Here is a 23,418-nt window from a genome sequence, read left to right on the forward strand (position 1 = left end):
GTGAGAAACCTATCATTTGATATCGTCATTTATCTTTTGAGATAGCCATGCCCAACAAACGCACCGTCGCCATCGGTTTTATCGGCGCCACCCTGGACCGCGTTGGCAAAGGCGCCAATCGCTGGAGCCACTGGCGACCTAGCGTGGGCCTGTGCCAGCAACCGGACGTGCTGATCCATCGCCTGGAATTGATTCACGGTATCGACGCGCGCGACATCAGCCTCGCTGAACGGGTTCGCGCCGATATCCAGCAGGTCTCGCCGGAAACCGAGGTACACCTGCACCCCATGGCACTGCGCAATCCGTGGGATTTCGAAGAGGTCTACGGCGCACTGCATGACTTCACGACGGCCTACAGCTTCGATACCGAGCACGAGGACTATCTGGTTCACATCACCACCGGCACCCACGTCGCGCAGATTTGCTGGTTCCTGCTGACCGAAGCACGCTATCTGCCGGCGCGCCTGATCCAGACTTCCCCCGCCCGACGCAAAAGCGAAGATGAACAAGCCACCGGCACTCACGCGCTGATCGACCTCGACCTGTCGCGCTATGACCGCATCGCCTCGCGTTTCGCCAACAAACGCCTCGAAGGCCTGGAGTTCTTGAAGTCCGGCATCGCCACCCGTAACGCGGCGTTCAACCGCTCCATCGAACAGATTGAACGCGTGGCCGTGCGCTCCAAGGCGCCCATGCTGCTGATCGGCCCGACCGGCGCCGGCAAATCGTTTCTCGCCCGACGCATCTATGAACTCAAACGCAGCCGCCATCAAATGCAGGGCCGGTTTGTTGAGGTGAACTGCGCCACCCTGCGGGGCGACGGTGCGATGTCGGCTTTGTTCGGTCACGTCAAAGGCGCATTCACCGGCGCGCAGAACGCCCGCGACGGCCTGCTACGGGCAGCGGACGGCGGCATGTTGTTTCTCGATGAAATCGGTGAGCTGGGCGCGGACGAACAGGCGATGCTGCTCAAGGCGATCGAAGAAAAGCGCTTCTTTCCGCTCGGCTCCGACAAGGAGGTCGATAGCGACTTCCTGATCATCGCCGGTACTCACCGCGATCTGCGCAGCCGCGTCGCCGAAGGCCTGTTCCGCGAGGATCTGTACGCACGCATCAACCTCTGGACATTTGACTTGCCCGGCCTGGCCGGCCGCCGCGAAGACATCGAGCCCAACATCGATTTCGAGCTCGAACGTCACGCTCGCGATCACGGCCAACTGGTGCGCTTCAACCTCGAAGCGCGCCGACGCTACCTCGCCTTCGCCAGCTCTCGGGAAGCAGCATGGCTGGGCAACTTTCGCGAACTGTCAGCGTCGATTACCCGGATGGCCACGCTGGCGGACAGCGGACGAATTGATGAGGCGCAAGTGCAGGAAGAAATTGATCGACTGCGTTATGCGTGGGGACTGGCGCAAGCGGACGGCGTGTCGGATGACCTCCCGGGAGACGCCGATAGCCTCGACCTGTTTGATCGATTGCAATTGAAAGCGGTAATTGAAGTATGTCGGCAAGCGGACAGTCTGTCGGATGCCGGACGCAGACTGTTCGGCGTATCGCGCCAGGCCAAGGCGCAGCCGAATGATGCAGATCGCTTGAGAAAATACCTGAGCCGCTTCGGGATTGAATGGGCCGACTTGCAAGGCCGCAAAATATAGCGCGGTGTTTTCGCGGCGCTTTGTCGCGGTCATGTTTGTGGTCGGCTTGGTAGAAATCCTTCTACTTTCACATTGGGCCGGGTATCTGTGACTTTACCGCTCGTCCAACGGCCAGCACCTTAGGCCTGTTCATGCCTCCAAAGAGTTACCCACATCTCGCGGAAGACTCAGATCATGAACAAGTCGATTGCAACCCTGACGCTTGCAAGCCTGCTGTTGACTGGCTCGCTCTTCACGCAGACCAGTTCGGCAGCAACACCGACGGCCTCCTCCGGCACAAATCAGGCGCAAAGCTCAGAGTCCAACGAGGAAAAAGCCAATAAAAAAGGCGAAGAAGCGTCAGGCTCAAACTCCGGCGCCGAACCGCAAGAAACGCAGAAGGACGCCGCAACCTCCAGTGACTCGGAGGATATTCAGCAAGATTCGAAACCTTAACACTTGGGCGACTGCCGTTGCCCCACTTGACTCACCTGACACGAATCACAATTGTTGACGCAAGCATGTCGCCCAGGCGTTTGCGCGAGCCAAAGAAGATAAAAATCCAGTCGAGGATGTTCAGAAACGGCGTTGTGATATTGCGTATGAACGATTGATACAGATTGCAGTTCAAGTAGCTACGCTCATCAATCACCGACATCCCCAGCAGCTTTTTACCCAGGCTTTGCCCGTTGGGCATTGCGTCGGAAAACAGGTAATACGCCACACCCGTACCAAGAGCCAGGACAGCCACCGCATTTGGCGGCAAACCAATAAACTCCGCCAGCCGTCCTACGAAGAGGATCAAAAAGTAGGTGATCAACGTATCGATGATCTGCCCACCCCAGCGACGGCCCAGCCCTGCGAGATTTTTCGGCTTTTGATATTCACTGCTGGTATTGCTGATGTCCATGCGCCTTCGCTCGATCGGAATTTAGATACCGGAGTATCGGCAACCGATCGCCAATATTTAATGGCGCTTCAGGGGAGTGCGGTCAATCAAACCCACAAGATTGCTCCGAATGAATAGGCTCACTGAAGGTAAAGAAGTAGAACGATATTTTCTCGTCCTCTACGTCTTTTAATTCATATCTGATCCTGTCGAGCCCACGATCGATTCGGGTAACGACGAGCTCCATGAATTGAGTCAGCCCGCCACCAAAGCCACTTAGATCAAGCGCACTGACATCCTGAAAATTTATAGTGATCGCGCTTTCTGCTGCGTCATCGAGCGACGACATCGTCAAGGCCAGGCTGTACTTGAAGTCTTGAATTTCGATATTCAGCGAAACGACCGCATTGTGCTGAATCAAAAGCGAGTTCAAGCGAGATAACTTATCCATTTTCTTAGGAACCCATGACGAAAAAGATGTGGCCTGCACTTCATTCGTGTATCTGAGCGAGCATCTTCAGCCCTGGCTGGCAGAGTATCAACCCGACATCAAATGGCTGCGCAGCCGGATCCCGCTTGTCTATCAAGTGATCCAAACTTTTCATCCAGCGACCTTTTTTGCGCGGGTTTTGCGAAGGCACAAAAAAGCCGATCTGGATGATCGGCTTAGATGAAGTCCCGAAAAACTCCCTACGCATGAAAAAGCCCAGCTGGTTAGAGTTGGGCTAAGTCATTGAAAAATATGGTCGGGACGGAGTGATTCGAACACTCGACCCCTAGCACCCCATGCTAGTGCGCTACCGGACTGCGCTACGCCCCGACTGGTTTGAAACCCGCCCCTCGTCTCGAAGAGCGCTCAAGAATATATCGCAAGCTTTTGAAAACTGGAAGTATTCAAACGCAGCTTTTTATTTCTTGAGCACCACCAGTACATCTTCAAGCTCAGCGATCATCTGGCGGATCATTTGCTTGTATTGGGTGGTGTCGTCTTTGGCTTCATCACCGGACAAGCGCAGACGCGCGCCGCCGATGGTGAATCCCTGATCGTAAAGGAGCGCGCGGATTTGCCGGATCATCAGCACATCCTGGCGCTGATAATACCGGCGGTTTCCGCGGCGTTTGACGGGGTTGAGTTGAGGAAACTCCTGCTCCCAGTAGCGCAGCACGTGTGGTTTTACCGCACACAGCTCGCTGACTTCACCAATGGTGAAGTAGCGTTTGCCCGGGATGACGGGTAGTTCGTCGTTATGACTTGGTTCCAGCATAAGCCTCAACTCGGGCCTTCAACTTCTGCCCTGGACGAAAGGTGACCACACGGCGAGCCGTGATCGGGATTTCTTCCCCCGTTTTCGGGTTGCGGCCAGGCCGCTGGCGTTTGTCCCGAAGGTCGAAATTGCCGAAACCGGACAATTTGACCTGCTCGTTGTCTTCAAGAGCGTGCCTGATTTCCTCGAAAAACAGTTCAACCAACTCCTTGGCTTCTCGCTTGTTCAGGCCCAGCTCTTCATACAGACGTTCCGCCATCTCAGCTTTCGTCAAAGCCCCCATACGTCACTTCCTTAACGTGGCGTTCAACCTTTGTTCGAGCGAGGTGAGGATATTTTGCGTCGTCGAATTCACCTCATCGTCATTAAGAGTGCGCGATGGATGCTGCCAGGTCAAGCCAACTGCAAGGCTTTTTCTATCAGGATCAATGCCTTTACCCTGATACACGTCAAACAGCCTGAGATCCGTGAGCCATTCGCCTGCATTTTCACGGATTACGTCCAGTACAGCCGAGGCCGCGACGTCTTTGTGCGCGATCAGTGCAAGGTCACGACGCACTTCAGGAAAACGCGACAACTCGTGGAATTGCGGCATTTTTCCGGAAGCGACTTCAGCCAGAACCAGCTCGAAGACGAAGACCGGACGATCCAGACCCAGGGCCTTGGACAGCTCCGGGTGAATCGCACCGATAAAGCCGACTTCACGCCCGTCACGTTCGATGCGCGCGGTTTGCCCCGGGTGCAGCGCCGGGTGTTTACCCGGAGTGAAAGTGAAGGTATCCAGTGCACCGGCAAAGCCCAACACCGCTTCAACATCAGCCTTCACGTCGAAGAAATCGACGGTGTCGCGACCCTGCGCCCAACCTTCCGGCAGACGGCTGCCGCAAACAACACCCGACAGCATCGGTTCTTGCTTCAGACCTTCCAGCTGACCGACGAAGCGCAGACCGCTTTCGAACAGACGCACGCGATCCTGCTGGCGGTTCAGGTTGTGCTGCAACGCCTTGACCAGGCCCGGCCACAGCGAGGAACGCATGGCAGCCATATCATTGGAAATCGGGTTGGCCAGCAACAGCGGCTCAACGCCCGGGTTGAACAGTTCGAACTGTTTCGGATCTATGAAGCTGTAAGTGATCGCTTCCTGATAACCACGGGCTACCAGCAGACGACGCAGCTCAGGCAATTCGCTGCGTGCTTCAGCCTTCGCTTGCGGCGCCAGACGCGCTTGCGGGTAACGAACCGGCAGACGGTTATAGCCGTACAGACGCGCCAGCTCTTCGATCAGATCGACTTCCAGACTGATGTCGAAGCGGTGACTTGGCACTTCTACGCGCCACTGCCCTGCGCCGTCAGCGGAAATCTTCAGACCCAAGGCGCTGAGCAGACGCTCGACCTGCGCCGAATCCATTTCCATCCCCAGCATCTGGGTGATGCGCTGCGCACGCAGGGTGATCGGCGCGATCGATGGCAGGTGCTGTTCGCTGACGGTCTCGATGATCGGGCCGGCTTCACCACCGGTAATTTCCAGCAGCAGGCCAGTGGCGCGCTCCATGGCTTCACGGGCCAGTTGCCAGTCCACGCCACGCTCGTAACGGTGCGAGGCGTCGGTGTGCAAGCCGTAGGAACGAGCCTTGCCCGCCACAGCGATCTGATCGAAGAAGGCACTTTCCAGGAAAACGTCGCGAGTGGTTGCGGACACACCGCTGTGCTCGCCACCCATTACGCCGGCAATCGCCAGAGCGCGGGTGTGGTCGGCAATCACCAGGGTATCGCTACGCAGGCTGACTTCCTGACCGTCGAGCAAAACCAGCTTCTCACCCTCTTCCGCCATGCGTACGCGGATGCCGCCATTGATCTCGGCGAGATCAAAAGCGTGCAGCGGCTGACCCAGCTCGAGCATCACGTAGTTGGTGATGTCGACGGCAGCGTCGATGCTGCGCACATCGGCGCGGCGCAGGCGTTCAACCATCCACAGCGGGGTTGGTTTGGACAGATCAACGTTACGGATGACACGACCCAGGTAACGCGGGCAGGCGGCAGGCGCCAGCACTTCTACCGGACGCACTTCGTCGTGCACAGCCGGAATGGTCATGACCACCGGGCGAGCGACCGGCGTGTCGTACAGCGCACCCACTTCACGGGCCAGACCGGCCAGCGACAGGCAGTCGCCACGGTTCGGGGTCAGGTCGACCTCGATGCTGGCATCTTCCAGATCCAGGTACACACGGAAATCTTCGCCCACCGACGCATCGGCCGGCAGTTCCATCAGACCGTCGTTGCCTTCACCGACCTGCAGCTCGGCTTGCGAGCAGAGCATGCCGTTGGACTCGACGCCACGCAGCTTGGCCTTCTTGATCTTGAAGTCGCCCGGCAGTTCGGCACCGATCATGGCGAACGGAATCTTCAGGCCCGGACGCACGTTTGGCGCACCGCACACGACCTGGAAGGTTTCCGCGCCATTGCTGACCTGGCACACACGCAACTTGTCGGCATCAGGGTGCTGCTCGGTGCTCAGCACCTCGCCCACCACCACGCCGCTGAATACACCGGCGGCCGGGGTCACGCTATCGACCTCCAGACCCGCCATCGACAGACGAGCAACCAGCTCGTCGCGACTTACCTGCGGGCTAACCCAGCCACGCAGCCATTGTTCACTGAATTTCATCCTGCTCTCCTAAGAATTCGTTACGACTAGCGAAATTGCGCGAGGAACCGCAAGTCGTTGTCGAAGAACAGACGCAAGTCGTTCACGCCGTAACGGAGCATTGCCAGACGCTCGACACCCATGCCGAAGGCAAAACCGGAGAACTCTTCCGGATCGATGCCGGACATGCGCAGCACGTTCGGGTGCACCATGCCGCAGCCCATGACTTCCAGCCAGCCGGTCTGCTTGCAGACGCGGCAGCCTTTACCGCTGCACATCACGCATTCCATGTCGACTTCAGCGGATGGCTCGGTGAACGGGAAGTACGAAGGACGGAAACGAACGGCCAGCTCTTTTTCGAAGAACACCCGCAGGAATTCTTCGATGGTGCCTTTGAGGTCGGCGAAATTGATGTCGCGATCGACCAGCAGGCCTTCGACCTGGTGGAACATCGGCGAGTGGGTGATATCCGAGTCGCTGCGATACACACGGCCTGGGCAGACGATGCGGATCGGCGGCTGCTTGGACTCCATGGTGCGGACCTGTACCGGCGAGGTATGGGTGCGCAGCAACATGTTCGCATTGAAATAGAAGGTGTCATGCATCGACCGGGCCGGGTGGTGGCCTGGGATGTTGAGCGCTTCGAAGTTGTGATAGTCGTCTTCGACCTCAGGGCCTTCGGCGATGCCGTAGCCGATGCGGGTGAAGAACTGCTCGACTCGTTCCAGAGTCCGGGTCACAGGATGCAGACCACCGGAGGTCTGGCCACGGCCCGGCAACGTCACGTCAATGGATTCGGCAGACAGTTTGGCAGCCAGTTCGGCTTCTTCAAACAGAGCCATGCGCGCATTGAGAACGCCTGTAACACGCTCCTTGGCAACGTTGATCAGGGCGCCGACTTGCGGACGCTCTTCTGCCGGCAAATTCCCCAGGGTCTTCATCACCTGAGTCAATTCACCCTTTTTGCCAAGGTATTGAACCCGGATTTGCTCCAGGGCATTGATATCTTCAGCGCTTTGCACAGCCTCTAGTGCTTGAGAGACCAGCGCATCCAGGTTTTCCATGTACAGACTCCAGATACAAAATAGGGGAAGAGCTTGAAGGCTCTTCCCCTATTTATGACGTTTAACACCTGGCCCCACAGATGTGAGGCCGGGTGACTGTCGGGGGTACTTAAGCCAAGGTGGCTTTAGCTTTCTCGACAATCGCAGCAAACGCCGCTTTTTCGTTCACTGCCAGATCAGCCAGAACCTTACGGTCGATCTCGATGGACGCTTTTTTCAGGCCAGCGATGAAACGGCTGTAGGACAGACCGTTAACACGAGCACCAGCGTTGATACGAGCGATCCACAGAGCGCGGAACTGACGTTTTTTCTGACGACGGTCACGGTAGGCGTATTGGCCTGCCTTGATTACCGCTTGCTTGGCAACACGGAATACGCGGGAGCGTGCGCCGTAGTAGCCTTTAGCAAGTTTCAGAATTTTTTTGTGACGCTTACGGGCAATGACGCCACGCTTTACACGAGCCATGAGTTACTTCCTCTATTCTTGACTAAAATTAACGAAGGCGCAGCATGCGCTCGACTTTTGCCACGTCAGACGGATGCAGCAAGCTGCTACCGCGCAGTTGACGCTTACGCTTGGTCGACATTTTGGTCAGGATGTGGCTCTTGAAAGCGTGCTTGTGCTTGATACCGTTAGCAGTTTTCAGAAACCGCTTAGCAGCACCACTTTTGGTTTTCATTTTTGGCATGTTCGGATACTCCGCATTCAGTTGATAAACATAATCAGAAGGCCTGCCGTGCCCTGTTGATTACTTCTTCTTTTTCGGGGCGATGACCATGATCAGCTGGCGTCCTTCCATCTTAGGATGCTGTTCGACCGAACCGTACTCGAGCAGGTCAGCTTCAACCCGCTTGAGGAGTTCCATCCCCAGCTCCTGGTGGGCCATCTCACGGCCGCGGAATCGCAAGGATACCTTGGCCCTGTCCCCGTCACTCAGGAAACGTACCAGGTTGCGCAGTTTTACCTGGTAATCCCCTTCCTCCGTCCCTGGACGAAACTTGATTTCTTTTACCTGAATCTGCTTCTGGTTTTTCTTCGCTGCTGCAATCTGCTTCTTCTTCTCGAAGATCGATTTGCCGTAGTCCATCACCCGGCAAACCGGTGGGACTGCGTCAGCAGAGATTTCTACCAGATCAAGCTTTGCTTCTTCAGCAATACGAAGCGCTTCATCAATCGAGACGATGCCAATCTGCTCGCCATCAGCGCCAATTAACCGAACCTCGCGTGCCGAGATATTCTCGTTGATCGGGGCTTTCGGTGCAGCTCGTTTATCTTGTCTCATTTCACGCTTAATAATAATTACTCCGAATCTGGGCGACCACGCCGGGAAACCGCTTGCGCGAGAAACTCAGCGAACTGGGCGACGGGCATCGAGCCCAGGTCAGCACCTTCACGAGTACGCACAGCGACAGTCTGCATCTCGACTTCCTTATCTCCGATAACCAAAAGATAGGGAACCTTGAGCAAAGTATGCTCGCGGATTTTAAAGCCGATCTTTTCATTTCTCAAGTCGGACTTGGCACGAAATCCGCTTTCGTTGAGAGTTTTTTCTACTTCTGCAACAAAATCTGCCTGTTTATCAGTGATATTCATGATCACTGCCTGGGTTGGCGCCAGCCACGCAGGGAATGCACCTTCGTAATGCTCGATCAGAATCCCGACGAAACGCTCGAACGAACCGAGGATCGCCCGGTGCAGCATCACTGGGTGTTTGCGGCTGTTGTCTTCGGAGACGTATTCGGCGCCGAGACGGACAGGCAGGTTGAAATCGAGCTGCAAGGTACCACACTGCCAGACGCGACCGAGGCAATCTTTCAGCGAGAACTCGATTTTCGGACCGTAGAACGCACCTTCACCCGGCTGCAGATCGTACGGCAGGCCAGCGCTGTCAAGGGCTGCCGCCAGTGCCGCTTCGGCGCGATCCCACAGCTCGTCGGAACCTACACGTTTTTCCGGACGAGTGGACAGTTTCATCTCGACGTCGGTGAAGCCGAAGTCGCGGTAAACGTCCATGGTCAGCTTGATGAACGCAGCGGATTCGGCCTGCATCTGCTCTTCGGTGCAGAAAATGTGGGCGTCGTCCTGAGTGAACGCGCGCACACGCATGATGCCGTGCAACGCACCCGACGGCTCGTTACGGTGGCACGCACCGAACTCGGCCAGACGCATCGGCAGCTCGCGGTAGCTCTTCAGACCCTGGTTGAACACCTGCACGTGGCACGGGCAGTTCATCGGCTTGATGGCGTAGTCGCGGCTTTCCGACTCGGTGGTGAACATGTTGTCGGCGTAGTTGGCCCAGTGCCCGGATTTCTCCCAGAGGCTGCGGTCGACCACTTGCGGCGTCTTGATCTCCAGGTAGCCGTTGTCGCGCTGCACCTTGCGCATGTACTGCTCGAGCACTTGATACAGGGTCCAGCCGTTCGGGTGCCAGAACACCATGCCCGGCGCTTCTTCCTGGGTGTGGAACAGGCCCAGGCGCTTGCCGATCTTGCGGTGATCGCGCTTTTCCGCTTCTTCGATGCGCTGGATGTAAGCCGCCAGCTGCTTCTTGTCAGCCCAAGCTGTGCCGTAAACGCGCTGCAATTGCTCGTTCTTGGCATCGCCGCGCCAGTAGGCGCCGGACAACTTGGTCAGCTTGAAGGATTTCAGAAAACGGGTGTTCGGCACGTGCGGACCGCGGCACATGTCGACGTATTCTTCGTGGTAGTACAGGCCCATGGCCTGTTCGTTCGGCATGTCTTCGACCAGGCGCAGCTTGTAGTCTTCGCCACGGGCCTTGAACACTTCGATCACTTCGGCGCGCGGAGTGACTTTCTTGATGACGTCGTAATCCTTGTCGATCAGCTGATGCATGCGCTGTTCGATGGCGGCCATGTCGTCCGGGGTAAAAGGACGCTCGAAGGCGATGTCGTAATAGAAGCCTTCGTCGATAACCGGGCCGATGACCATTTTCGCAGTCGGGTACAGCTGCTTGACCGCGTGGCCAACCAGGTGCGCACAAGAGTGGCGAATGATCTCCAGCCCCTCTTCATCCTTTGGCGTGATGATTTGCAGCGTCGCGTCGCTGTCGATGATGTCGCAGGCGTCGACCAGCTTGCCGTTGACCTTGCCGGCCACGGTGGCCTTGGCCAGGCCTGCACCAATGGATGCGGCGACCTCGGCTACGGAAACCGGGTGATCGAATGAACGTTGACTGCCGTCGGGAAGAGTAATAGTTGGCATGGCGCCTCCTCTCCTAGTGGTGACCCCTACCAAAGGTCACGTGGGTTGGGATGAGCCAGTACAAGATCCGATCCAGGCCATTCAATGACGAACGCCTGCCTTACAGCGGCAGGAGCCTTGCGGCCAACCGGAAAACCGAACCAGAGTGACTGGGATTCAAATCAGAATTTTTCGCACGCTGACCGCTGCCGGGGCTGAAGGCCATCCGGAGCCTGAGAACGCTTGAGCCCGGCATGCTAGCACAGATGAGCGGTCATCGACGTCATCGAATTGAGGTGTTGCTGATTTGCGCATTTTTGCGGCGCGAAGTGAACTTGGGATATACGCTTTGCCTCAAATAAGCTGAGAATCGTCGCCGATATCAACCCAAGGAGTTTCCGACATGCGCCTTATCCGACTTTTTGCTTTCGCGGCCCCGCTGGCCCTGCTGCTGCCGCTGAGTGCCAACGCGGCCTGGCCTGCCGGCGTCAAAACCCAGTACATGAACGACTGCACCGCCGCAGCCAGCAAGAGCGTCAATCCGGCCGAAGCCAATAAACATTGCGCTTGCGGTGCCGACGTTCTGGAAAAGAAATTCACCACGCAAGAGATCGCGCAACTGATGGACAAGAACACCCCGCCAAGTGGCGAACTGGGTCAGCGCGCACTGAAAGAAATCTCGGTTTGCCGAGTGCAGAAATAAGCGCTGACGAATGTTTTTTCGGGCGTCCAGCAGGCTGAAAACCGCCAAAAAGCCCCCGAAATCGATAATTTACGCAGGTTTTATAGCTTTTTTTACACCCTCTTCTTTCGGCTGAAAGCCACTGAAACCGGGGCTTGCAGACATTTCAGAGGTTGAAATCGATGCAATATGAAAGCAAACAGCACGTCCGGGGGGCTACCAAAGCGAACATTTCGACTATGATACTCCGGTGTGCCCAGTTGGCCTGAGCAGCACAGTACTACTGAAAATATATGTTTCTTGGAGATACACCATGTCTAATCGCCAAACCGGCACCGTTAAATGGTTCAACGATGAAAAAGGCTTCGGCTTCATCACTCCTCAAGGTGGCGGTGACGACCTGTTCGTACACTTCAAAGCTATCGAATCCGACGGTTTCAAAAGCCTGAAAGAAGGCCAGACCGTCTCTTTCGTGGCTGAGAAAGGCCAAAAGGGTATGCAAGCTGCACAAGTTCGCCCAGAGTAATTTCCTGGCGCACTAAAAAAACCCCGTCCATGTGACGGGGTTTTTTATGCCTGCAACAAAAGCGGTCTGCGATCAGCCGCAGTTGACGCGAGTGACCACCAGGTTGTTGTCGGTGTTCAGATTCAAGCGATCGGAACGGTACTCCAGAGTGATCATGTCAGTTGGCTTGAGGAAGCGGGCGTTTTGCGCGCCAGCCTTGACGCGAGCCTGATCGAGCAGTTCCGGCGAAGCCTTTTTACCGATGGCAAACTCCGCTGCCTTTGCTTCACAGCGGCTATGACCGGCATCGGTCGCCACAGGATCCTTTGCCGACTCGCTGGAGGTTGTGCTGCAACCGGCCAACATGGCAACGGCCATTAGTGCACCCAGAGACGCGAACTTCAAAGGCATGAAGCCTCCTTTTTTCAAATGGTTAAGCTGAGATCGTGCGACCGCCAATTCGGCGTTTGGTTTCACAGCCGGTGCCATCACCCTGCCCCACGACCCGGAAAAACGCTGAGTCTGCCTGAAGTGCGCGCACCGCATCCTCACGCAATCGTCACCGAATATTAATGAAGCTCAATAGACGTCGATGTAATCGTGCGGCGGATTCGGCCAGTTGTCTTTCAGCGCATTGAAAATCTGCATCACCCAGACTTCATCACTGGCCGCGACCTTGCCGACATACCCCGACCCCTTGGCCCAGGTCTCCAGGCGAAACAGCAGGCCATCAATATCCTGCCCGCCGGTCACACCGGAAGAAATATAGGCAATTCCACTCTTGGTCACGCGCAGCTGCGTGTGCACATCATCGCTGGCCGACGCCAGCAACTGGCGCACAGCGTCGAGTGTCAGGCCATCGGGGGTGTTCAAATCGATCTGCACAGCACATTCCTTGGATCAGCCGGAAAAGACCAAGTGTCGCATAGCGTCGCGCTCATGCCTAAGTCGCAGTGCCAAACGCCCGACAAAGTGGTTAACTCGCTTTCAGACATTCCCGACTTTTCGAGCGCACTCATGAACACCGTAAGCATCTCCGCCGACATCAAGGTTCATTGGCCGAAGGGGCACAGCTCGTACAGCCCGGGCAGTGCGGAGGAGCTGGCGTTGATCAGCATCGATCTGCTGGTCAAGACGATGGGAACCCAGGGCGCACAAACGTTTATCGCCCAGGTGTTCGAGCGGTACCAGCATGACGGCGAGAACACGCAGGACACCGAGAGAAAATGAAAACCCGCAGGCTGGCACCTGCGGGTCACAGCCTTACTTCAAGCGCTTCAGACGCTCGGTCAGCAGATCGAAGAAGCCTTGAGCATCCCCATTTTCCACCCAGAAGGCGTTCTTCGGCGCCTTCAGACCGTCATACCAGTCAACGATGGTCTGGCCAAAAGTCGGACCTTCGCGACTATCCACCACAACGTTCACCGAACGACCGGTGAACAGCTCAGGCTTGAGCAGGTAAGCGATAACGGTAGCGTCGTGCACCGGGCCGCCCGGGATGCCGTAATGCTCCATGTCACCCTTGATGTACTCGTTGAGGATGTCGCCAACAATCTTGCTTGCGTTGTTGTTCAGTGCAGCGATCTGTTTCAGGCGTGCGTCGCTGGTGAGGATCTTGTGGGTCACGTCCAGCGGCAGGTAGGTCAGTTTCACGCCGCTCTTGAGTACCACTTCCGCCGCTTGCGGGTCGGCGAACAGGTTGAATTCGGCCACCGGGGTGATGTTGCCGCCATTGAAGTGCGCACCGCCCATGATCACCACTTCCTTGATGCCATTGACGATCTCCGGCTCCTGGATCAGCGCCAGCGCCAGATTGGTCTGCGGGCCAAGCATGGCGATGGTGATGCTGTGCGGCTTGGCTTTTTTCAGGGTGTCGATCAGGTAGTTGACCGCATTGCCTTCGGCCAGGCCTTTTTTCGGCTCATGCACGGTGACACCCGACAGGCCTTCCTTGCCATGGATGTTCTCGGCGTAGATTGGCGTACGCATCAGCGGTTTCGGCGCACCGGCATACACCGGAACGTCTTCGCGCCCTGCCCATTCGCGAGCCAGGCGCGCGTTGCGCGATGTCTTGTCGAGGCGCACGTTGCCAGCCACGGTGGTCAGTGCACGAATGTTCAGTTCATCCGGCGAAGCCAGGGCGAACAGCAAAGCGACTACGTCGTCGGCACCCGGGTCGGTGTCGATGATCAGGTCGATCTTTTCAGCAGCCTGAGCGCCGGTGGCGGTAATAAAAGACAAAAGCAGCAGACTCCGAAGCAATTGGTGGAGTTTTTGAGCATAGCGGTGCATGGCGCATTCCTTGTGCTGATGAAAATGAAAGGGTCGGAAACCCGATTAGAACGTTACCCCGGCCACCAGCACGATGTTGCAGTACGGCTGACATTCGCCTGTACGAACAATCGCCCGCGCCTGTCGGCTGAGAACCTTGAATTGCTCATGCGTCAGCAGCTCGCGCCGACCGAGGGCACCCTCTTCCTGCAACTCGTCCAGCGCGACCAGGGCGGTCGGCTGCTTGTCGAGGATTTCGTTGGCCAGCACATGGCTTTCCACCTGCATCTCGCTGAGCACGACTTTCAGGGTACTGACAAAATCCGGAACGCCGTGGGTCAGCGCCAGATCAATCAATTCAACACCCGGTGGCACCGGCAGTCCGGCGTCACCGATGACCACCATGTCACCATGGCCCAGGGAGGCGATCAGCCGCGACAACGCGACGTTGAGCAGAGGAGTCTTTTTCATGCGGGTTTGAACGCCTGTACGTCGGACATGGTTGGAATGGAAGGTTGTGCGCCGGCCCGGGTCACAGACAGCGCTGCCGCGACTTGCCCGTACCGGATCGCCTCGGCCTCGGATTTGCCACTGGCGAGCGCCGCAGCAAAACCGCCGACGAAGGTATCGCCCGCGGCGGTGGTATCGACCGCCTGCACCTTTGGCGCCGGGAAGTGCTCGAAACCTTTGCCATTGGCAAACAGTGAACCTTGCGCACCGAGGGTAATGATGACCTTGCCCGCGCCCATTGCGATCAACTGGTTGGCAGCGCTTTCTGCGCTTTGCAGCGAATCGACCGGCAACCCGCTCAACGCGGATGCTTCACTTTCGTTGGGGATCAGGTAGTCGATGGCGGCAAACCAGTCTGCCGGCAACGGACGACTGGCCGGCGCCGGATTGAGGATGACCGTTTTACCCAGCGCACGTGCACGCTTGAGCGCATGCCCTACCGTTGCATCCGGGATCTCGAGCTGGCAGATAATCACGTCGGCCGCTTGCAGCACCGCATCAAAACGGTCGATCACTGCCGGGGTCATTGCACCGTTGGCGCCAGCAACGATCACGATGGCGTTCTGACTGTTGTCATCGACCACGATCAGCGCCACGCCACTGGAATCTTCGACCGTGCTCACCGCCTGACAATCGATCTGCTCGGCCAGCAATGCCTCACGCAATTGCACGCCGTAGTCATCGTTGCCAACACAGCCGACCATTGCCACCCGCGCACCCAGGCGCGCAGCAGCGACTGCCTGATTGGCGCCCTTGCCGCCGGACACGGTGGCAAAGGAATGACCGATCAGCGTTTCACCGCCCTTGGGCAGCCGTGGTGCCCGGGTGACCAGATCCATGTTCAGGCTGCCTATTACCACTACATTTGCTGGCATACATCACTACTCGTCAATTCGGTTTCAGCGGTACTCGGTGAATACGCCGGACAGCGGCGCAGTCGATTCGCGCAAGACAATACTCGGGGTCACGATCCGTTGATCGGTGACCAGACTCGGGGTAGCAATCCTTCGCAGCAACACTTCGGCAGCCATCTCGCCCAATTGCAGGATCGACTGGCCGACCGTGGTCAGCGCCGGGTACACGTAGCGACTCATCTGGATATCGTCGAAGCCGATCACCGACAGCTCGCTCGGTACGCGGACATTGCGCTCGGCCGCCGCGCGCAGCACACCGATCCCGATCATGTCGTTACCGGCGAAGATCGCACTCGGCGGATTGCTTTCAAGCAGGATCGCCGCCGCGTTGTAACCGCCAGTGCTGGTGAAATCGCTTTCCAGCATGCGCTCGGCCCGCACCTTGATGCCCGCCTCCTGCAGCGCCCGACAAAAACCGGCCTGGCGCATTTGCGCCACGCTAGTGCTCGACGGACCACCGATGGTGGCGATGTCGCGATGGCCCAGCTCCAACAGGTGCCGCGTCGCCAGATAAGCGCCATATTCATGGTCGATGCGCACCAGGTCGGCGTCGACGCCATCCAGCCCGCGGTCGACGATGACCATTGGCGTCTTCACCCCGGCCAGTCCTTGCGCGAGCCCGATGTCGCCACCGGCGGAGGCGACGATCAGACCGTCAATGCGCTTCTCCAGCAGCACGCGCAAATAGCTGCGCTGTTTTTCCGGGTTGTCGTCAGAATTGCACAGGATCACGCAGTAGCCGTTACGCTCGCAGTAATCCTCGATGCCCCGTGCCAACTCGGCAAAATACGGGTTGAGGCTGTTCGGCACCAATAAGCCAATGGTCGCAGTGGTCTTGGCTTTCAGCGAACGCGCAACCGCACTCGGCACATAGTCGAGGCTTTTGATGGCCGCCTCGACCTTCAACCGCACTTCCTGGCTGACCGGGCGCGTCTTGTTCACCACGTGAGAAACCGTGGTGTAGGAAATCCCCGCGAGCGCCGCCACATCCTTGATCGTTGCCATCTGTTAGCCCCGTCGACTGGCGCGCTGGCTGCGATAGGTATCGAGCACTACCGCGATGACAATCACCGCGCCGGTGATGATGCGTTTGGTTGGCTCGGTCGCGCCGATCTGCGCCAGACCGGCGGCCAGTACCGAAATGATCAACACACCGAAAAAGGTGCTGATCACCGAACCACGGCCACCCATCAGACTGGTGCCACCGATCACCACGGCGGCGATCACTTGCAATTCGAGACCGGAGCCGGCATTCGGGTCTGCAGCTTCCAGACGGGAAATCTGGAACAGTGCGGCAATCCCGGCCAGCAGCCCCATCAGGCTGAACACCAGAATCTTGTACGGTTTTGGATTGATCCCGGCCAGCCGCACCGCTTCCTCGTTGGTGCCGATACCGATCAGGTAACGACCGAACACGGTGCGGGTCAGCACAGCTTGCGCAATGAATATCACCAGCAAGGCAATGATGAACGACGGCGAAATGCCGAACGCGATCGGGTTCGACAGCCAGGCAAATGAATCACCAATGTACGCGGTGCGCGAACCGGTCATCTGATACGCCAGACCACGGGCCATTTCCAGCACACCGAGCGAAACGATGAACGACGGAATGCGCCACGCCACGGTGATCGAACCGGTCACCGTTCCCGCCAGTGCCGCCACCGCCATACCCAGCAACGCGGCCGGCAACACGCTCCAGCCCCAGCCGAGAATCGCCACGCTGACTGTCGAAGCGGCAAGTGCCAGCACCGAACCGACCGACAGGTCGATGCCGCCGATGATCAGTACAAAGGTCATGCCCACCGCCAGCACCATCAGATCGGGAATCTGGTTGGCCAGCGTGCTGAAAGTGTCATAGGACAGAAAGTGGCTGCTCATCATCGAGAACAGCGCCACCATAGCCAACAAGGCCCCGGCCAGGCCCAGATAGGTGCCCAGACCGTAGAAATTGCCACTACGTTTGCCGGCGGAAGATGCAGTTTTCATGGGAGATCCCTAGGCGCCGCTTCATTGAGCAACGCATCACGTTTTTGGTAGCCGGCGAACGCGGCGGCAAGCAAATCATCCTGGGTCCAGCTGTCGCGCTCGAAGGTATCGATCAAACGCCCTGCCGACAGCACACCGATCCGGTCGCAGATCAGCATCAGCTCGCGCAGGTCACTGGACACCACCACCAGCGCCTTGCCCTGACGCGTCAACTCGCCCAGCAAGGCGTAGATATCGAACTTGGCACCGACATCGATGCCGCGGGTCGGCTCGTCGAACAACAGCACCGAGCAATCGCGCTCCAGCCAGCGGCCGATCACCACTTTCTGCTGGTTGCCGCCAGACAATTCCGACACCAACTGAGTTGGGCTGGAACTGCGGATGCGCATGGCGTTGATCTGACGCTGCGCCAGGGAAATTTCGTCGCTGGCATTGACGATTCCTGCCCTGGAAATCTCCGGCATGTTGCCCAGGGCGATGTTGGCGCTGATCGACTGACTGAGCAGCAGGCCTTCACCTTTTCGGTCTTCGGTGATCAAGGCAATGCCATGGTTCACCGCATCAACCGGCGAACGCACACTGACCACCTGTGCCGGCGAACCCAGCGCAATCGTGCCGCTGTCGGCCAGATCGGCGCCGAAGATCAGTCGCAGCAATTCGGTGCGCCCTGCCCCGATCAGCCCGGAAATCCCGAAGATCTCGCCGGCGCGCACTTCGAAAGAAACATCGCGCACCTTGTCGGAACGGGTCAGGCCCTGGACCGTCAGTGCCGGGGCGCCGATCTTGCGCGGGCCCATGTCGATGTGTTCGCCCAGTTCGCGGCCAACCATCAAGGTGACCAGTTGCTCACTGTTGTAGTTGGCCATCGGTTCGACGCAGACCAGATTGCCGTCACGCAGCACGGCAATGCGTTGCGCGACGCGCGCCAGCTCTTCGAGGCGATGCGAGATATAGATGATCGAGACGCCACGTGCCTGCAAGCGAGTGATCTGCTCGAAGAGCATTTCCACTTCACGCGCAGTGAGCATCGCGGTCGGCTCATCGAGGATCAGCACGTGGCAATCGCCGATCAGGTTGCGTGCGATTTCGACCATCTGTTGATGGCCAATGCCCAGTTCGCCGACCAGGGTGTCCGGGTCAATGGCATCGAGGCCAACCTGCGCCATGGCCTCGATCGCGGCTTTGCGCAATTGCTTGCGACTGATCCAGCCGCCGTTGCTGGGCAGATTGTCGAGAAACAGGTTTTCCGCCACCGACAGCGTCGGCAGCAGATTGAGTTCTTGCATGACCATGCGCACGCCAAGCTCTTCAGCCTGGGTGCGACTGCCCGGACGGTAGTCCTTGCCCTGGAATTGCATCTGACCGGTGGTGGGCGTAACCAGACCACCAATGATCTTCGACAGCGTGCTTTTACCGGCGCCATTCTCACCGGTCAGCGCCAGCACTTCACCGCGCATCAGCGTCAAGTCGATGCCCGTGAGCACCGGTTGCGCATAGGTCTTACCGATACCGCTGACCGAGAGGACAGCGTTCGGGGCGGAAACTGACATAAAAAACTCTCCATGCGCTCGTCCGGACGGACGAGCGCCGTTGTGTCGCCGGAAGACTTACTTAGTGACCAACTCGACTGGCGTTTCGATCACGCCATTGACGCCGCTGTCGACTTTTTCGCCCTTGAGGATTTTCAGCGCAGTCTCGATACCGAACACGGCCTGCTTGGCAGCGAACTGATCGGCCGTCGCCAGTACACGACCATCCTTGAGCATCGGCTTGATCGCATTGATGTTGTCGTAACCGACCACTTGGACCTTGCCCGCCTTGCCGGCAGCACGCACAGCGGAAACAGCGCCAACGGCCATGCTGTCGTTACCCGCCAGCAGCGCTTTCACATCCGGGTATTCGCTGAGAATCGACGCCGCAACCTTGTTGCCCTTGTCGATCTCCCAGTCACCGGATTGCAAGGAGACAACCTTGATCTGCGCCGCCTCCATCGCATCCTTGAAGCCTGCGGTGCGTTGCTGGGCGTTGGTGGTGGTGGACACGCCTTCGATGATGCCGACCTCGTCACCGGCCTTCAGTTGCTTGGCCAGGTATTCGCCGACCAGACGCGCACCTTTGCGGTTGTCCGGGCCTACGAATGGCACGCTGATGTTTTTGCTTTTGACGATCTGCGGATCGAGCTGGTTGTCGATGTTGATCACAGTGATGCCGGCATCGACGGCTTTCTTGATCACCGGCACCATGGCTTTGGAATCGGACGGTGCGATGACCAGCGCGTTGACCTTGGCCAGAATCATCTGCTCGACGATGCGGGTCTGGCCGGCGGTATCGGTCTCGTCCTTGATGCCGTTGGAGATCAGGTCGAAGTCGGCGGAGTGTTCTTTCTGGTAGGCCTTGGCGCCATCTTCCATGGTCAGGAAGAATTCGTTGGCCAGGGATTTCATGACCAGTGCGACTTTAGGTTTTTCCGGGGACTCGGCGAAAGCCGAAGAGACAGGTAGTGCGGCGGCTGCGGCAGCCAGCATAGCGACAGCAAGAAGACGTCCAGCGAATGGCAGCTTCATGGGTTCACTCCGATCTTATGATTATTGTGAGCAACGCTCGCGCTGGCGTAAGCTTCAGCGCTCTCTTCCGGATAATAGTGCACCGGGGAAGCCGCGCAAACGTTTGCGTAGACCGAACTATGCGAATCCCGCCGACATTTGTCAACAATCAGAAATCGTCGTTGTATTGCGGGGCTCAATCGTCTGATTCACCCCTTACCGCTTAAGCCGTGGTGCTGACCAGGTTGCCGCTGGTGGAATCCTTGGACATTTCCTTGACCAGTGCCGCTGCGACTTCCATCAGCGCGCCGCTGGTTTGCGCGATCTGCCCCTGAACGGACATCACCGCCTGTGATTTGGCCTCGGGCGTCGGATAGCTCGCCGCCTGAGCCGCAGCCAACTGCTGTTGCTGCTCCTGCAGTTGCTTCTGCAATTCCTGCATGCGCTTGAGCAACATTTTTACGGTGACGCTCAGACTGTCGCCGCTGTCAGCGCTATCCGCCTTGCTGGCTTCTTGCGCGGGACCACCGGTGCGAACTTGATTGCTCGGTTCTTTTTCAACGCCAAGCGCCTCGTCGGCCGCATCTGCTTCCGCCTGGTTCATTGCATTGATTGTCGCTGCGGTTTTACCGCCAATGGTGACTGAGCCGGGATTTGAAAAACCGATCGTCAGTGACATGTGAACTCCCTAAATAAACGTTTCCTTCCACAGCCATCGGCCTGCTGACGGGTTTCTTTAGCGGAAAACCTGAACCGGCAAGCCGTTGCGGTCGCCAGGAGGTGTAGTCCCTTTCGGTGAACCGAACACGAAAGCTTCCTTTGTTCGGAAACCCGGATAAGCCATTCACTCAAGAATCCGCCAACTTACAAAATATTGATATAAATCATCAGGTTAAACATTTCTCTAAAGCAAAGTAGCACTGGTACAGATCCTGCTCCCTAGCCTGCACCCCGGGCATTCAGATCGGCACGGGGCGCATCTAGATGAACCTGCATCAGCACCGTCTCACTACTAGAGAGAAAAATAATGAAATCTGCTTTCAACACCTTGGTTCCGGGCGCTTTGGCCCTCCTCCTGCTCCTGCCCACTGCCCTTCAGGCAAAAGAAGTCGAAACCCAGACCAAACTCGCCAACGTCGTGGTGCTTGCCACGGGCGGCACCATTGCCGGTGCCGGCGCCAGCGCAGCCAACAGCGCCACCTATCAAGCGGCCAAAGTCGGGATTGAACAACTGATCGCCGGCATCCCCGAACTGAGCAAACTGGCGAACGTGCGTGGCGAACAAGTCATGCAGATCGCTTCGGAAAGCATCACCAACGACAACCTGCTGCAACTGGGTCGCCGCGTATCCGAGCTGGCCGACAGCAAAGACGTCGATGGCATCGTCATCACCCACGGCACCGACACCCTGGAAGAAACCGCGTACTTCCTGAACCTGGTGGAAAAAACCGACAAGCCGATCATCGTGGTCGGCTCGATGCGTCCGGGCACCGCCATGTCGGCGGACGGCATGCTCAACCTGTACAACGCCGTCGCCGTCGCCAGCAGCAAAGAAGCGCACGGAAAAGGCGTGCTGGTGACCATGAACGACGAGATCCAGTCCGGTCGCGACGTCAGCAAAATGATCAACATCAAGACCGAGGCGTTCAAAAGCCCTTGGGGTCCGCTGGGCATGGTGGTTGAAGGCAAATCCTACTGGTTCCGCTTGCCGGCCAAGCGTCACACCATGGATTCGGAATTCGACATCAAAAACATCAAGAGCCTGCCTGACGTAGAAATCGCCTACTCCTACGGCAACGTCGACGACACCGCTTACAAGGCTCTGGCCCAGGCCGGCGCCAAAGCGATCATCCATGCCGGTACCGGTAACGGTTCGGTGTCTTCGCGCGTAGTGCCATCCCTGCAAGCCCTGCGTAAAGACGGCGTGCAGATCATCCGCTCGTCCCACGTCAACGCCGGCGGCTTCGTCCTGCGTAACGCCGAACAACCTGACGACAAGTACGACTGGGTGGTCGCTCACGACCTGAACCCGCAAAAGGCCCGCATCCTGGCCATGGTCGCCCTGACCAAAACCAACGACAGCAAAGAACTGCAGCGGATGTTCTGGGAATATTGATTGGCCCTCGCCTGACCCTTTCGGGTCGGGCAACCTGCTCACCACTCGCCCGTGCGGCGGGTGGTGCTGCCACTTACGCTGAGCGCGACTTTTTCATACAAAATAATCGACCCGACTTACACCAAAAGCGGAAAAGCGCTGTCAGAGGATTTTCTTGAATTTTAAGCAGTTGCGAAAATGCTTACAGTTAAATACTGTATGCCCGTACAGCTTAATAAGGATAACCTCGTGGCCACCTCTCCTGATGCTCCTGACGCTTACGAACGCATGGGCATGCGCGTTCAGAAAATCATCAATTCCCCTACCGCACAAAAAGCCAAAGCCGCACTGATCTTCCGTCTGCCGGACGAGCCTGTGGATGCATGGGAGCAACTGCTCGAGGAAATCGACGAGAACGACAACGTCACACTCGCCTATCGCGACGATGGCGGCGTGCAGATTTTTTGGGTTGTGCCGAAGGAAGATTGATTCAATGAGTGTCCGCTGTTTTGCTTTGCTGCTGCTGTTCATCGCTTTTGGCGCCCAGGCTGGCGCGCCCCGCACTTTTACCGAGGCCAAAAAGGCCGCCTGGAAACTGTATGCACCGCAGTCCACCGAGTTTTACTGCGGGTGCAAGTACACCGGCAACAAGGTGGACTTGAAGGCTTGCGGCTACGTACCACGTAAAAATGCCAAGCGTGCTTCACGCATCGAATGGGAACACATCGTCCCGGCGTGGGAGTTCGGTCACCAGCGTCAATGCTGGCAGTCGGGCGGGCGCAAGAACTGCACCCGCTATGACCCGAGCTACCAGAAAGCCGAAGCCGACCTGCACAACCTGGTGCCGAGCATTGGTGAGGTCAACGGTGACCGCAGCAACTTCAGTTATGGCTGGCTGCCGGTGCAATCCGGGCAGTACGGCTCGTGCCTGACCCAGGTCGACTTCAAGGCCAAGAAGGTCATGCCGCGCCCGTCGATTCGCGGCATGATCGCGCGCACCTATTTCTACATGAGCAAGCAGTACGGCTTGCGCCTGTCGAAACAGGATCGGCAACTGTACGAAGCGTGGGACAAAACTTATCCAGTGCAGGACTGGGAACGTCAACGCAATCAGAGCGTGGCGTGCGTGATGGGACGCGGCAATGAATTTGTCGGCCCGGTAAACCTGAAAGCCTGCGGCTGATTCTTCAGCGCAAAAGAAAAGGCCTCGAACG

28 protein-coding genes and 1 tRNA gene are annotated in these 23,418 nt (G+C 57.6%); 8 read left to right on the top strand and 21 right to left on the bottom strand.

Annotated features, from left to right (window positions below; all coding sequences use genetic code 11):
* The first annotated feature begins 47 nt into the window (after positions 1-47).
* Positions 48-1,655 (top strand): RNA repair transcriptional activator RtcR, encoded by a 1,608-nt coding sequence (gene rtcR / locus E3Z29_RS20755; RefSeq protein WP_134786807.1) that lies wholly within the window; start codon positions 48-50, stop codon positions 1,653-1,655.
* A 174-nt stretch (positions 1,656-1,829) separates the two neighbouring features.
* Positions 1,830-2,090: a hypothetical protein gene (locus E3Z29_RS20760; protein WP_027611570.1), complete on the top strand. Its 261-nt coding sequence runs from the start codon at positions 1,830-1,832 to the stop codon at positions 2,088-2,090.
* Positions 2,091-2,121: 31 nt separating this feature from the next.
* Here the strand turns inward: E3Z29_RS20760 and E3Z29_RS20765 are convergent, their stop codons facing one another.
* From E3Z29_RS20765 to thrS, 11 genes are all read right to left on the bottom strand, one after another.
* A complete protein-coding gene (locus E3Z29_RS20765; RefSeq protein ID WP_134786808.1) occupies positions 2,122-2,544 on the bottom strand; it encodes an RDD family protein in 423 nt (140 codons plus the stop codon).
* Positions 2,545-2,626: 82 nt separating this feature from the next.
* Complete coding sequence (locus E3Z29_RS20770; RefSeq protein WP_134786809.1) at positions 2,627-2,974, bottom strand: hypothetical protein; 348 nt, start codon at positions 2,972-2,974, stop codon at positions 2,627-2,629.
* Positions 2,975-3,266: 292 nt separating this feature from the next.
* Positions 3,267-3,343: transfer RNA gene (locus tag E3Z29_RS20775), tRNA-Pro, on the bottom strand.
* A gap of 88 nt (positions 3,344-3,431) precedes the next feature.
* Positions 3,432-3,788, bottom strand: a complete 357-nt coding sequence (locus E3Z29_RS20780) for a MerR family transcriptional regulator (RefSeq protein ID WP_003179985.1) — start codon at positions 3,786-3,788, stop codon at positions 3,432-3,434.
* Positions 3,769-4,071, bottom strand: coding sequence for an integration host factor subunit alpha (gene ihfA / locus E3Z29_RS20785; protein ID WP_002553164.1), 303 nt, complete (start codon positions 4,069-4,071; stop codon positions 3,769-3,771). Before ihfA ends, E3Z29_RS20780 begins: the two co-directional genes overlap by 20 nt.
* A 3-nt stretch (positions 4,072-4,074) precedes the next feature.
* Positions 4,075-6,453: a phenylalanine--tRNA ligase subunit beta gene (gene pheT / locus E3Z29_RS20790; RefSeq protein WP_134786810.1), complete on the bottom strand. Its 2,379-nt coding sequence runs from the start codon at positions 6,451-6,453 to the stop codon at positions 4,075-4,077.
* 26 nt (positions 6,454-6,479) lie between these two features.
* Positions 6,480-7,496, bottom strand: coding sequence for a phenylalanine--tRNA ligase subunit alpha (gene pheS / locus E3Z29_RS20795; RefSeq protein WP_003226365.1), 1,017 nt, complete (start codon positions 7,494-7,496; stop codon positions 6,480-6,482).
* A 109-nt stretch (positions 7,497-7,605) separates the two neighbouring features.
* Positions 7,606-7,962: a 50S ribosomal protein L20 gene (rplT, locus tag E3Z29_RS20800; RefSeq protein ID WP_002553161.1), complete on the bottom strand. Its 357-nt coding sequence runs from the start codon at positions 7,960-7,962 to the stop codon at positions 7,606-7,608.
* A gap of 28 nt (positions 7,963-7,990) precedes the next feature.
* Entirely contained in the window at positions 7,991-8,185 is a 195-nt protein-coding gene (rpmI, locus tag E3Z29_RS20805; RefSeq protein WP_002553160.1) for a 50S ribosomal protein L35, read from the bottom strand.
* Between the two features lie 60 nt (positions 8,186-8,245).
* Positions 8,246-8,797 (bottom strand): translation initiation factor IF-3, encoded by a 552-nt coding sequence (gene infC / locus E3Z29_RS20810; protein ID WP_170929410.1) that lies wholly within the window; start codon positions 8,795-8,797, stop codon positions 8,246-8,248.
* Positions 8,797-10,719: a threonine--tRNA ligase gene (gene thrS / locus E3Z29_RS20815; RefSeq protein ID WP_003226368.1), complete on the bottom strand. Its 1,923-nt coding sequence runs from the start codon at positions 10,717-10,719 to the stop codon at positions 8,797-8,799. Before thrS ends, infC begins: the two co-directional genes overlap by 1 nt.
* 382 nt (positions 10,720-11,101) lie before the next feature.
* On the opposite strand from thrS, the gene E3Z29_RS20820 reads away from it, so the two are divergent.
* Both E3Z29_RS20820 and E3Z29_RS20825 read left to right on the top strand, forming a co-directional pair.
* On the top strand, positions 11,102-11,401 hold the full coding sequence (locus tag E3Z29_RS20820; RefSeq protein WP_134786811.1) for a hypothetical protein: 300 nt from the start codon (positions 11,102-11,104) through the stop codon (positions 11,399-11,401).
* Between the two features lie 292 nt (positions 11,402-11,693).
* Positions 11,694-11,906: a cold-shock protein gene (locus tag E3Z29_RS20825; protein ID WP_003179963.1), complete on the top strand. Its 213-nt coding sequence runs from the start codon at positions 11,694-11,696 to the stop codon at positions 11,904-11,906.
* A 72-nt stretch (positions 11,907-11,978) separates the two neighbouring features.
* On the opposite strand, the gene E3Z29_RS20830 is transcribed toward E3Z29_RS20825, so the two are convergent.
* Complete coding sequence (locus tag E3Z29_RS20830; protein WP_098964624.1) at positions 11,979-12,296, bottom strand: I78 family peptidase inhibitor; 318 nt, start codon at positions 12,294-12,296, stop codon at positions 11,979-11,981.
* A gap of 168 nt (positions 12,297-12,464) precedes the next feature.
* A complete protein-coding gene (locus E3Z29_RS20835) occupies positions 12,465-12,770 on the bottom strand; it encodes a hypothetical protein (RefSeq protein ID WP_098964626.1) in 306 nt (101 codons plus the stop codon).
* Between the two features lie 132 nt (positions 12,771-12,902).
* On the opposite strand from E3Z29_RS20835, the gene E3Z29_RS20840 reads away from it, so the two are divergent.
* Complete coding sequence (locus E3Z29_RS20840) at positions 12,903-13,115, top strand: hypothetical protein (protein ID WP_096796226.1); 213 nt, start codon at positions 12,903-12,905, stop codon at positions 13,113-13,115.
* Positions 13,116-13,148: 33 nt separating this feature from the next.
* Here the strand turns inward: E3Z29_RS20840 and E3Z29_RS20845 are convergent, their stop codons facing one another.
* From E3Z29_RS20845 to E3Z29_RS20880, 8 genes are all read right to left on the bottom strand, one after another.
* Entirely contained in the window at positions 13,149-14,177 is a 1,029-nt protein-coding gene (locus E3Z29_RS20845; protein WP_096796176.1) for a nucleoside hydrolase, read from the bottom strand.
* A gap of 45 nt (positions 14,178-14,222) precedes the next feature.
* Positions 14,223-14,627, bottom strand: coding sequence for a D-ribose pyranase (gene rbsD / locus E3Z29_RS20850; protein WP_098964629.1), 405 nt, complete (start codon positions 14,625-14,627; stop codon positions 14,223-14,225).
* Positions 14,624-15,541 (bottom strand): ribokinase, encoded by a 918-nt coding sequence (gene rbsK, locus E3Z29_RS20855; RefSeq protein ID WP_027611552.1) that lies wholly within the window; start codon positions 15,539-15,541, stop codon positions 14,624-14,626. Before rbsK ends, rbsD begins: the two co-directional genes overlap by 4 nt.
* 24 nt (positions 15,542-15,565) lie before the next feature.
* Entirely contained in the window at positions 15,566-16,585 is a 1,020-nt protein-coding gene (locus E3Z29_RS20860) for a LacI family DNA-binding transcriptional regulator (RefSeq protein WP_027611551.1), read from the bottom strand.
* 3 nt (positions 16,586-16,588) lie between these two features.
* A complete protein-coding gene (locus E3Z29_RS20865; protein WP_007961238.1) occupies positions 16,589-17,566 on the bottom strand; it encodes an ABC transporter permease in 978 nt (325 codons plus the stop codon).
* Positions 17,563-19,116 (bottom strand): sugar ABC transporter ATP-binding protein, encoded by a 1,554-nt coding sequence (locus E3Z29_RS20870; RefSeq protein WP_098964633.1) that lies wholly within the window; start codon positions 19,114-19,116, stop codon positions 17,563-17,565. Before E3Z29_RS20870 ends, E3Z29_RS20865 begins: the two co-directional genes overlap by 4 nt.
* A gap of 57 nt (positions 19,117-19,173) precedes the next feature.
* Positions 19,174-20,130, bottom strand: a complete 957-nt coding sequence (locus E3Z29_RS20875) for a sugar ABC transporter substrate-binding protein (protein ID WP_003226388.1) — start codon at positions 20,128-20,130, stop codon at positions 19,174-19,176.
* A 202-nt stretch (positions 20,131-20,332) separates the two neighbouring features.
* Positions 20,333-20,788, bottom strand: coding sequence for a hypothetical protein (locus E3Z29_RS20880; RefSeq protein WP_027611549.1), 456 nt, complete (start codon positions 20,786-20,788; stop codon positions 20,333-20,335).
* A 348-nt stretch (positions 20,789-21,136) separates the two neighbouring features.
* On the opposite strand from E3Z29_RS20880, the gene E3Z29_RS20885 reads away from it, so the two are divergent.
* The 3 genes from E3Z29_RS20885 to E3Z29_RS20895 all read left to right on the top strand — a co-directional run bounded on the left by E3Z29_RS20885 (position 21,137) and on the right by E3Z29_RS20895 (position 23,387).
* Positions 21,137-22,225, top strand: coding sequence for an asparaginase (locus E3Z29_RS20885; protein ID WP_027611548.1), 1,089 nt, complete (start codon positions 21,137-21,139; stop codon positions 22,223-22,225).
* Positions 22,226-22,423: 198 nt separating this feature from the next.
* Positions 22,424-22,693, top strand: a complete 270-nt coding sequence (locus E3Z29_RS20890) for a DUF1654 domain-containing protein (RefSeq protein ID WP_371917862.1) — start codon at positions 22,424-22,426, stop codon at positions 22,691-22,693.
* A 4-nt stretch (positions 22,694-22,697) separates the two neighbouring features.
* Positions 22,698-23,387 (top strand): endonuclease, encoded by a 690-nt coding sequence (locus tag E3Z29_RS20895; RefSeq protein ID WP_003226397.1) that lies wholly within the window; start codon positions 22,698-22,700, stop codon positions 23,385-23,387.
* Positions 23,388-23,418 lie beyond the last annotated feature (31 nt).

Origin of the sequence: Pseudomonas sp. S150 (assembly GCF_004526365.1) — a bacterium.
GTDB lineage: Bacteria > Pseudomonadota > Gammaproteobacteria > Pseudomonadales > Pseudomonadaceae > Aquipseudomonas > Aquipseudomonas putida_A.

Bases quoted from the DNA above. Each gene is read 5' to 3' on its own strand.
- rtcR (WP_134786807.1), top strand. From the start codon at position 48: ATGCCCAACAAACGCACCGTCGCCATCGGTTTTATCGGCGCCACCCTG.
- E3Z29_RS20760 (WP_027611570.1), top strand. From the start codon at position 1,830: ATGAACAAGTCGATTGCAACCCTGACGCTTGCAAGCCTGCTGTTGACT.
- E3Z29_RS20765 (WP_134786808.1), bottom strand. From the start codon at position 2,544: ATGGACATCAGCAATACCAGCAGTGAATATCAAAAGCCGAAAAATCTC.
- E3Z29_RS20770 (WP_134786809.1), bottom strand. From the start codon at position 2,974: ATGGATAAGTTATCTCGCTTGAACTCGCTTTTGATTCAGCACAATGCG.
- E3Z29_RS20780 (WP_003179985.1), bottom strand. From the start codon at position 3,788: ATGCTGGAACCAAGTCATAACGACGAACTACCCGTCATCCCGGGCAAA.
- ihfA (WP_002553164.1), bottom strand. From the start codon at position 4,071: ATGGGGGCTTTGACGAAAGCTGAGATGGCGGAACGTCTGTATGAAGAG.
- pheT (WP_134786810.1), bottom strand. From the start codon at position 6,453: ATGAAATTCAGTGAACAATGGCTGCGTGGCTGGGTTAGCCCGCAGGTA.
- pheS (WP_003226365.1), bottom strand. From the start codon at position 7,496: ATGGAAAACCTGGATGCGCTGGTCTCTCAAGCACTAGAGGCTGTGCAA.
- rplT (WP_002553161.1), bottom strand. From the start codon at position 7,962: ATGGCTCGTGTAAAGCGTGGCGTCATTGCCCGTAAGCGTCACAAAAAA.
- rpmI (WP_002553160.1), bottom strand. From the start codon at position 8,185: ATGCCAAAAATGAAAACCAAAAGTGGTGCTGCTAAGCGGTTTCTGAAA.
- thrS (WP_003226368.1), bottom strand. From the start codon at position 10,719: ATGCCAACTATTACTCTTCCCGACGGCAGTCAACGTTCATTCGATCAC.
- E3Z29_RS20820 (WP_134786811.1), top strand. From the start codon at position 11,102: ATGCGCCTTATCCGACTTTTTGCTTTCGCGGCCCCGCTGGCCCTGCTG.
- E3Z29_RS20825 (WP_003179963.1), top strand. From the start codon at position 11,694: ATGTCTAATCGCCAAACCGGCACCGTTAAATGGTTCAACGATGAAAAA.
- E3Z29_RS20830 (WP_098964624.1), bottom strand. From the start codon at position 12,296: ATGCCTTTGAAGTTCGCGTCTCTGGGTGCACTAATGGCCGTTGCCATG.
- E3Z29_RS20840 (WP_096796226.1), top strand. From the start codon at position 12,903: ATGAACACCGTAAGCATCTCCGCCGACATCAAGGTTCATTGGCCGAAG.
- E3Z29_RS20845 (WP_096796176.1), bottom strand. From the start codon at position 14,177: ATGCACCGCTATGCTCAAAAACTCCACCAATTGCTTCGGAGTCTGCTG.
- rbsD (WP_098964629.1), bottom strand. From the start codon at position 14,627: ATGAAAAAGACTCCTCTGCTCAACGTCGCGTTGTCGCGGCTGATCGCC.
- rbsK (WP_027611552.1), bottom strand. From the start codon at position 15,541: ATGCCAGCAAATGTAGTGGTAATAGGCAGCCTGAACATGGATCTGGTC.
- E3Z29_RS20860 (WP_027611551.1), bottom strand. From the start codon at position 16,585: ATGGCAACGATCAAGGATGTGGCGGCGCTCGCGGGGATTTCCTACACC.
- E3Z29_RS20865 (WP_007961238.1), bottom strand. From the start codon at position 17,566: ATGAAAACTGCATCTTCCGCCGGCAAACGTAGTGGCAATTTCTACGGT.
- E3Z29_RS20870 (WP_098964633.1), bottom strand. From the start codon at position 19,116: ATGTCAGTTTCCGCCCCGAACGCTGTCCTCTCGGTCAGCGGTATCGGT.
- E3Z29_RS20875 (WP_003226388.1), bottom strand. From the start codon at position 20,130: ATGAAGCTGCCATTCGCTGGACGTCTTCTTGCTGTCGCTATGCTGGCT.
- E3Z29_RS20880 (WP_027611549.1), bottom strand. From the start codon at position 20,788: ATGTCACTGACGATCGGTTTTTCAAATCCCGGCTCAGTCACCATTGGC.
- E3Z29_RS20885 (WP_027611548.1), top strand. From the start codon at position 21,137: ATGAAATCTGCTTTCAACACCTTGGTTCCGGGCGCTTTGGCCCTCCTC.
- E3Z29_RS20890 (WP_371917862.1), top strand. From the start codon at position 22,424: ATGCCCGTACAGCTTAATAAGGATAACCTCGTGGCCACCTCTCCTGAT.
- E3Z29_RS20895 (WP_003226397.1), top strand. From the start codon at position 22,698: ATGAGTGTCCGCTGTTTTGCTTTGCTGCTGCTGTTCATCGCTTTTGGC.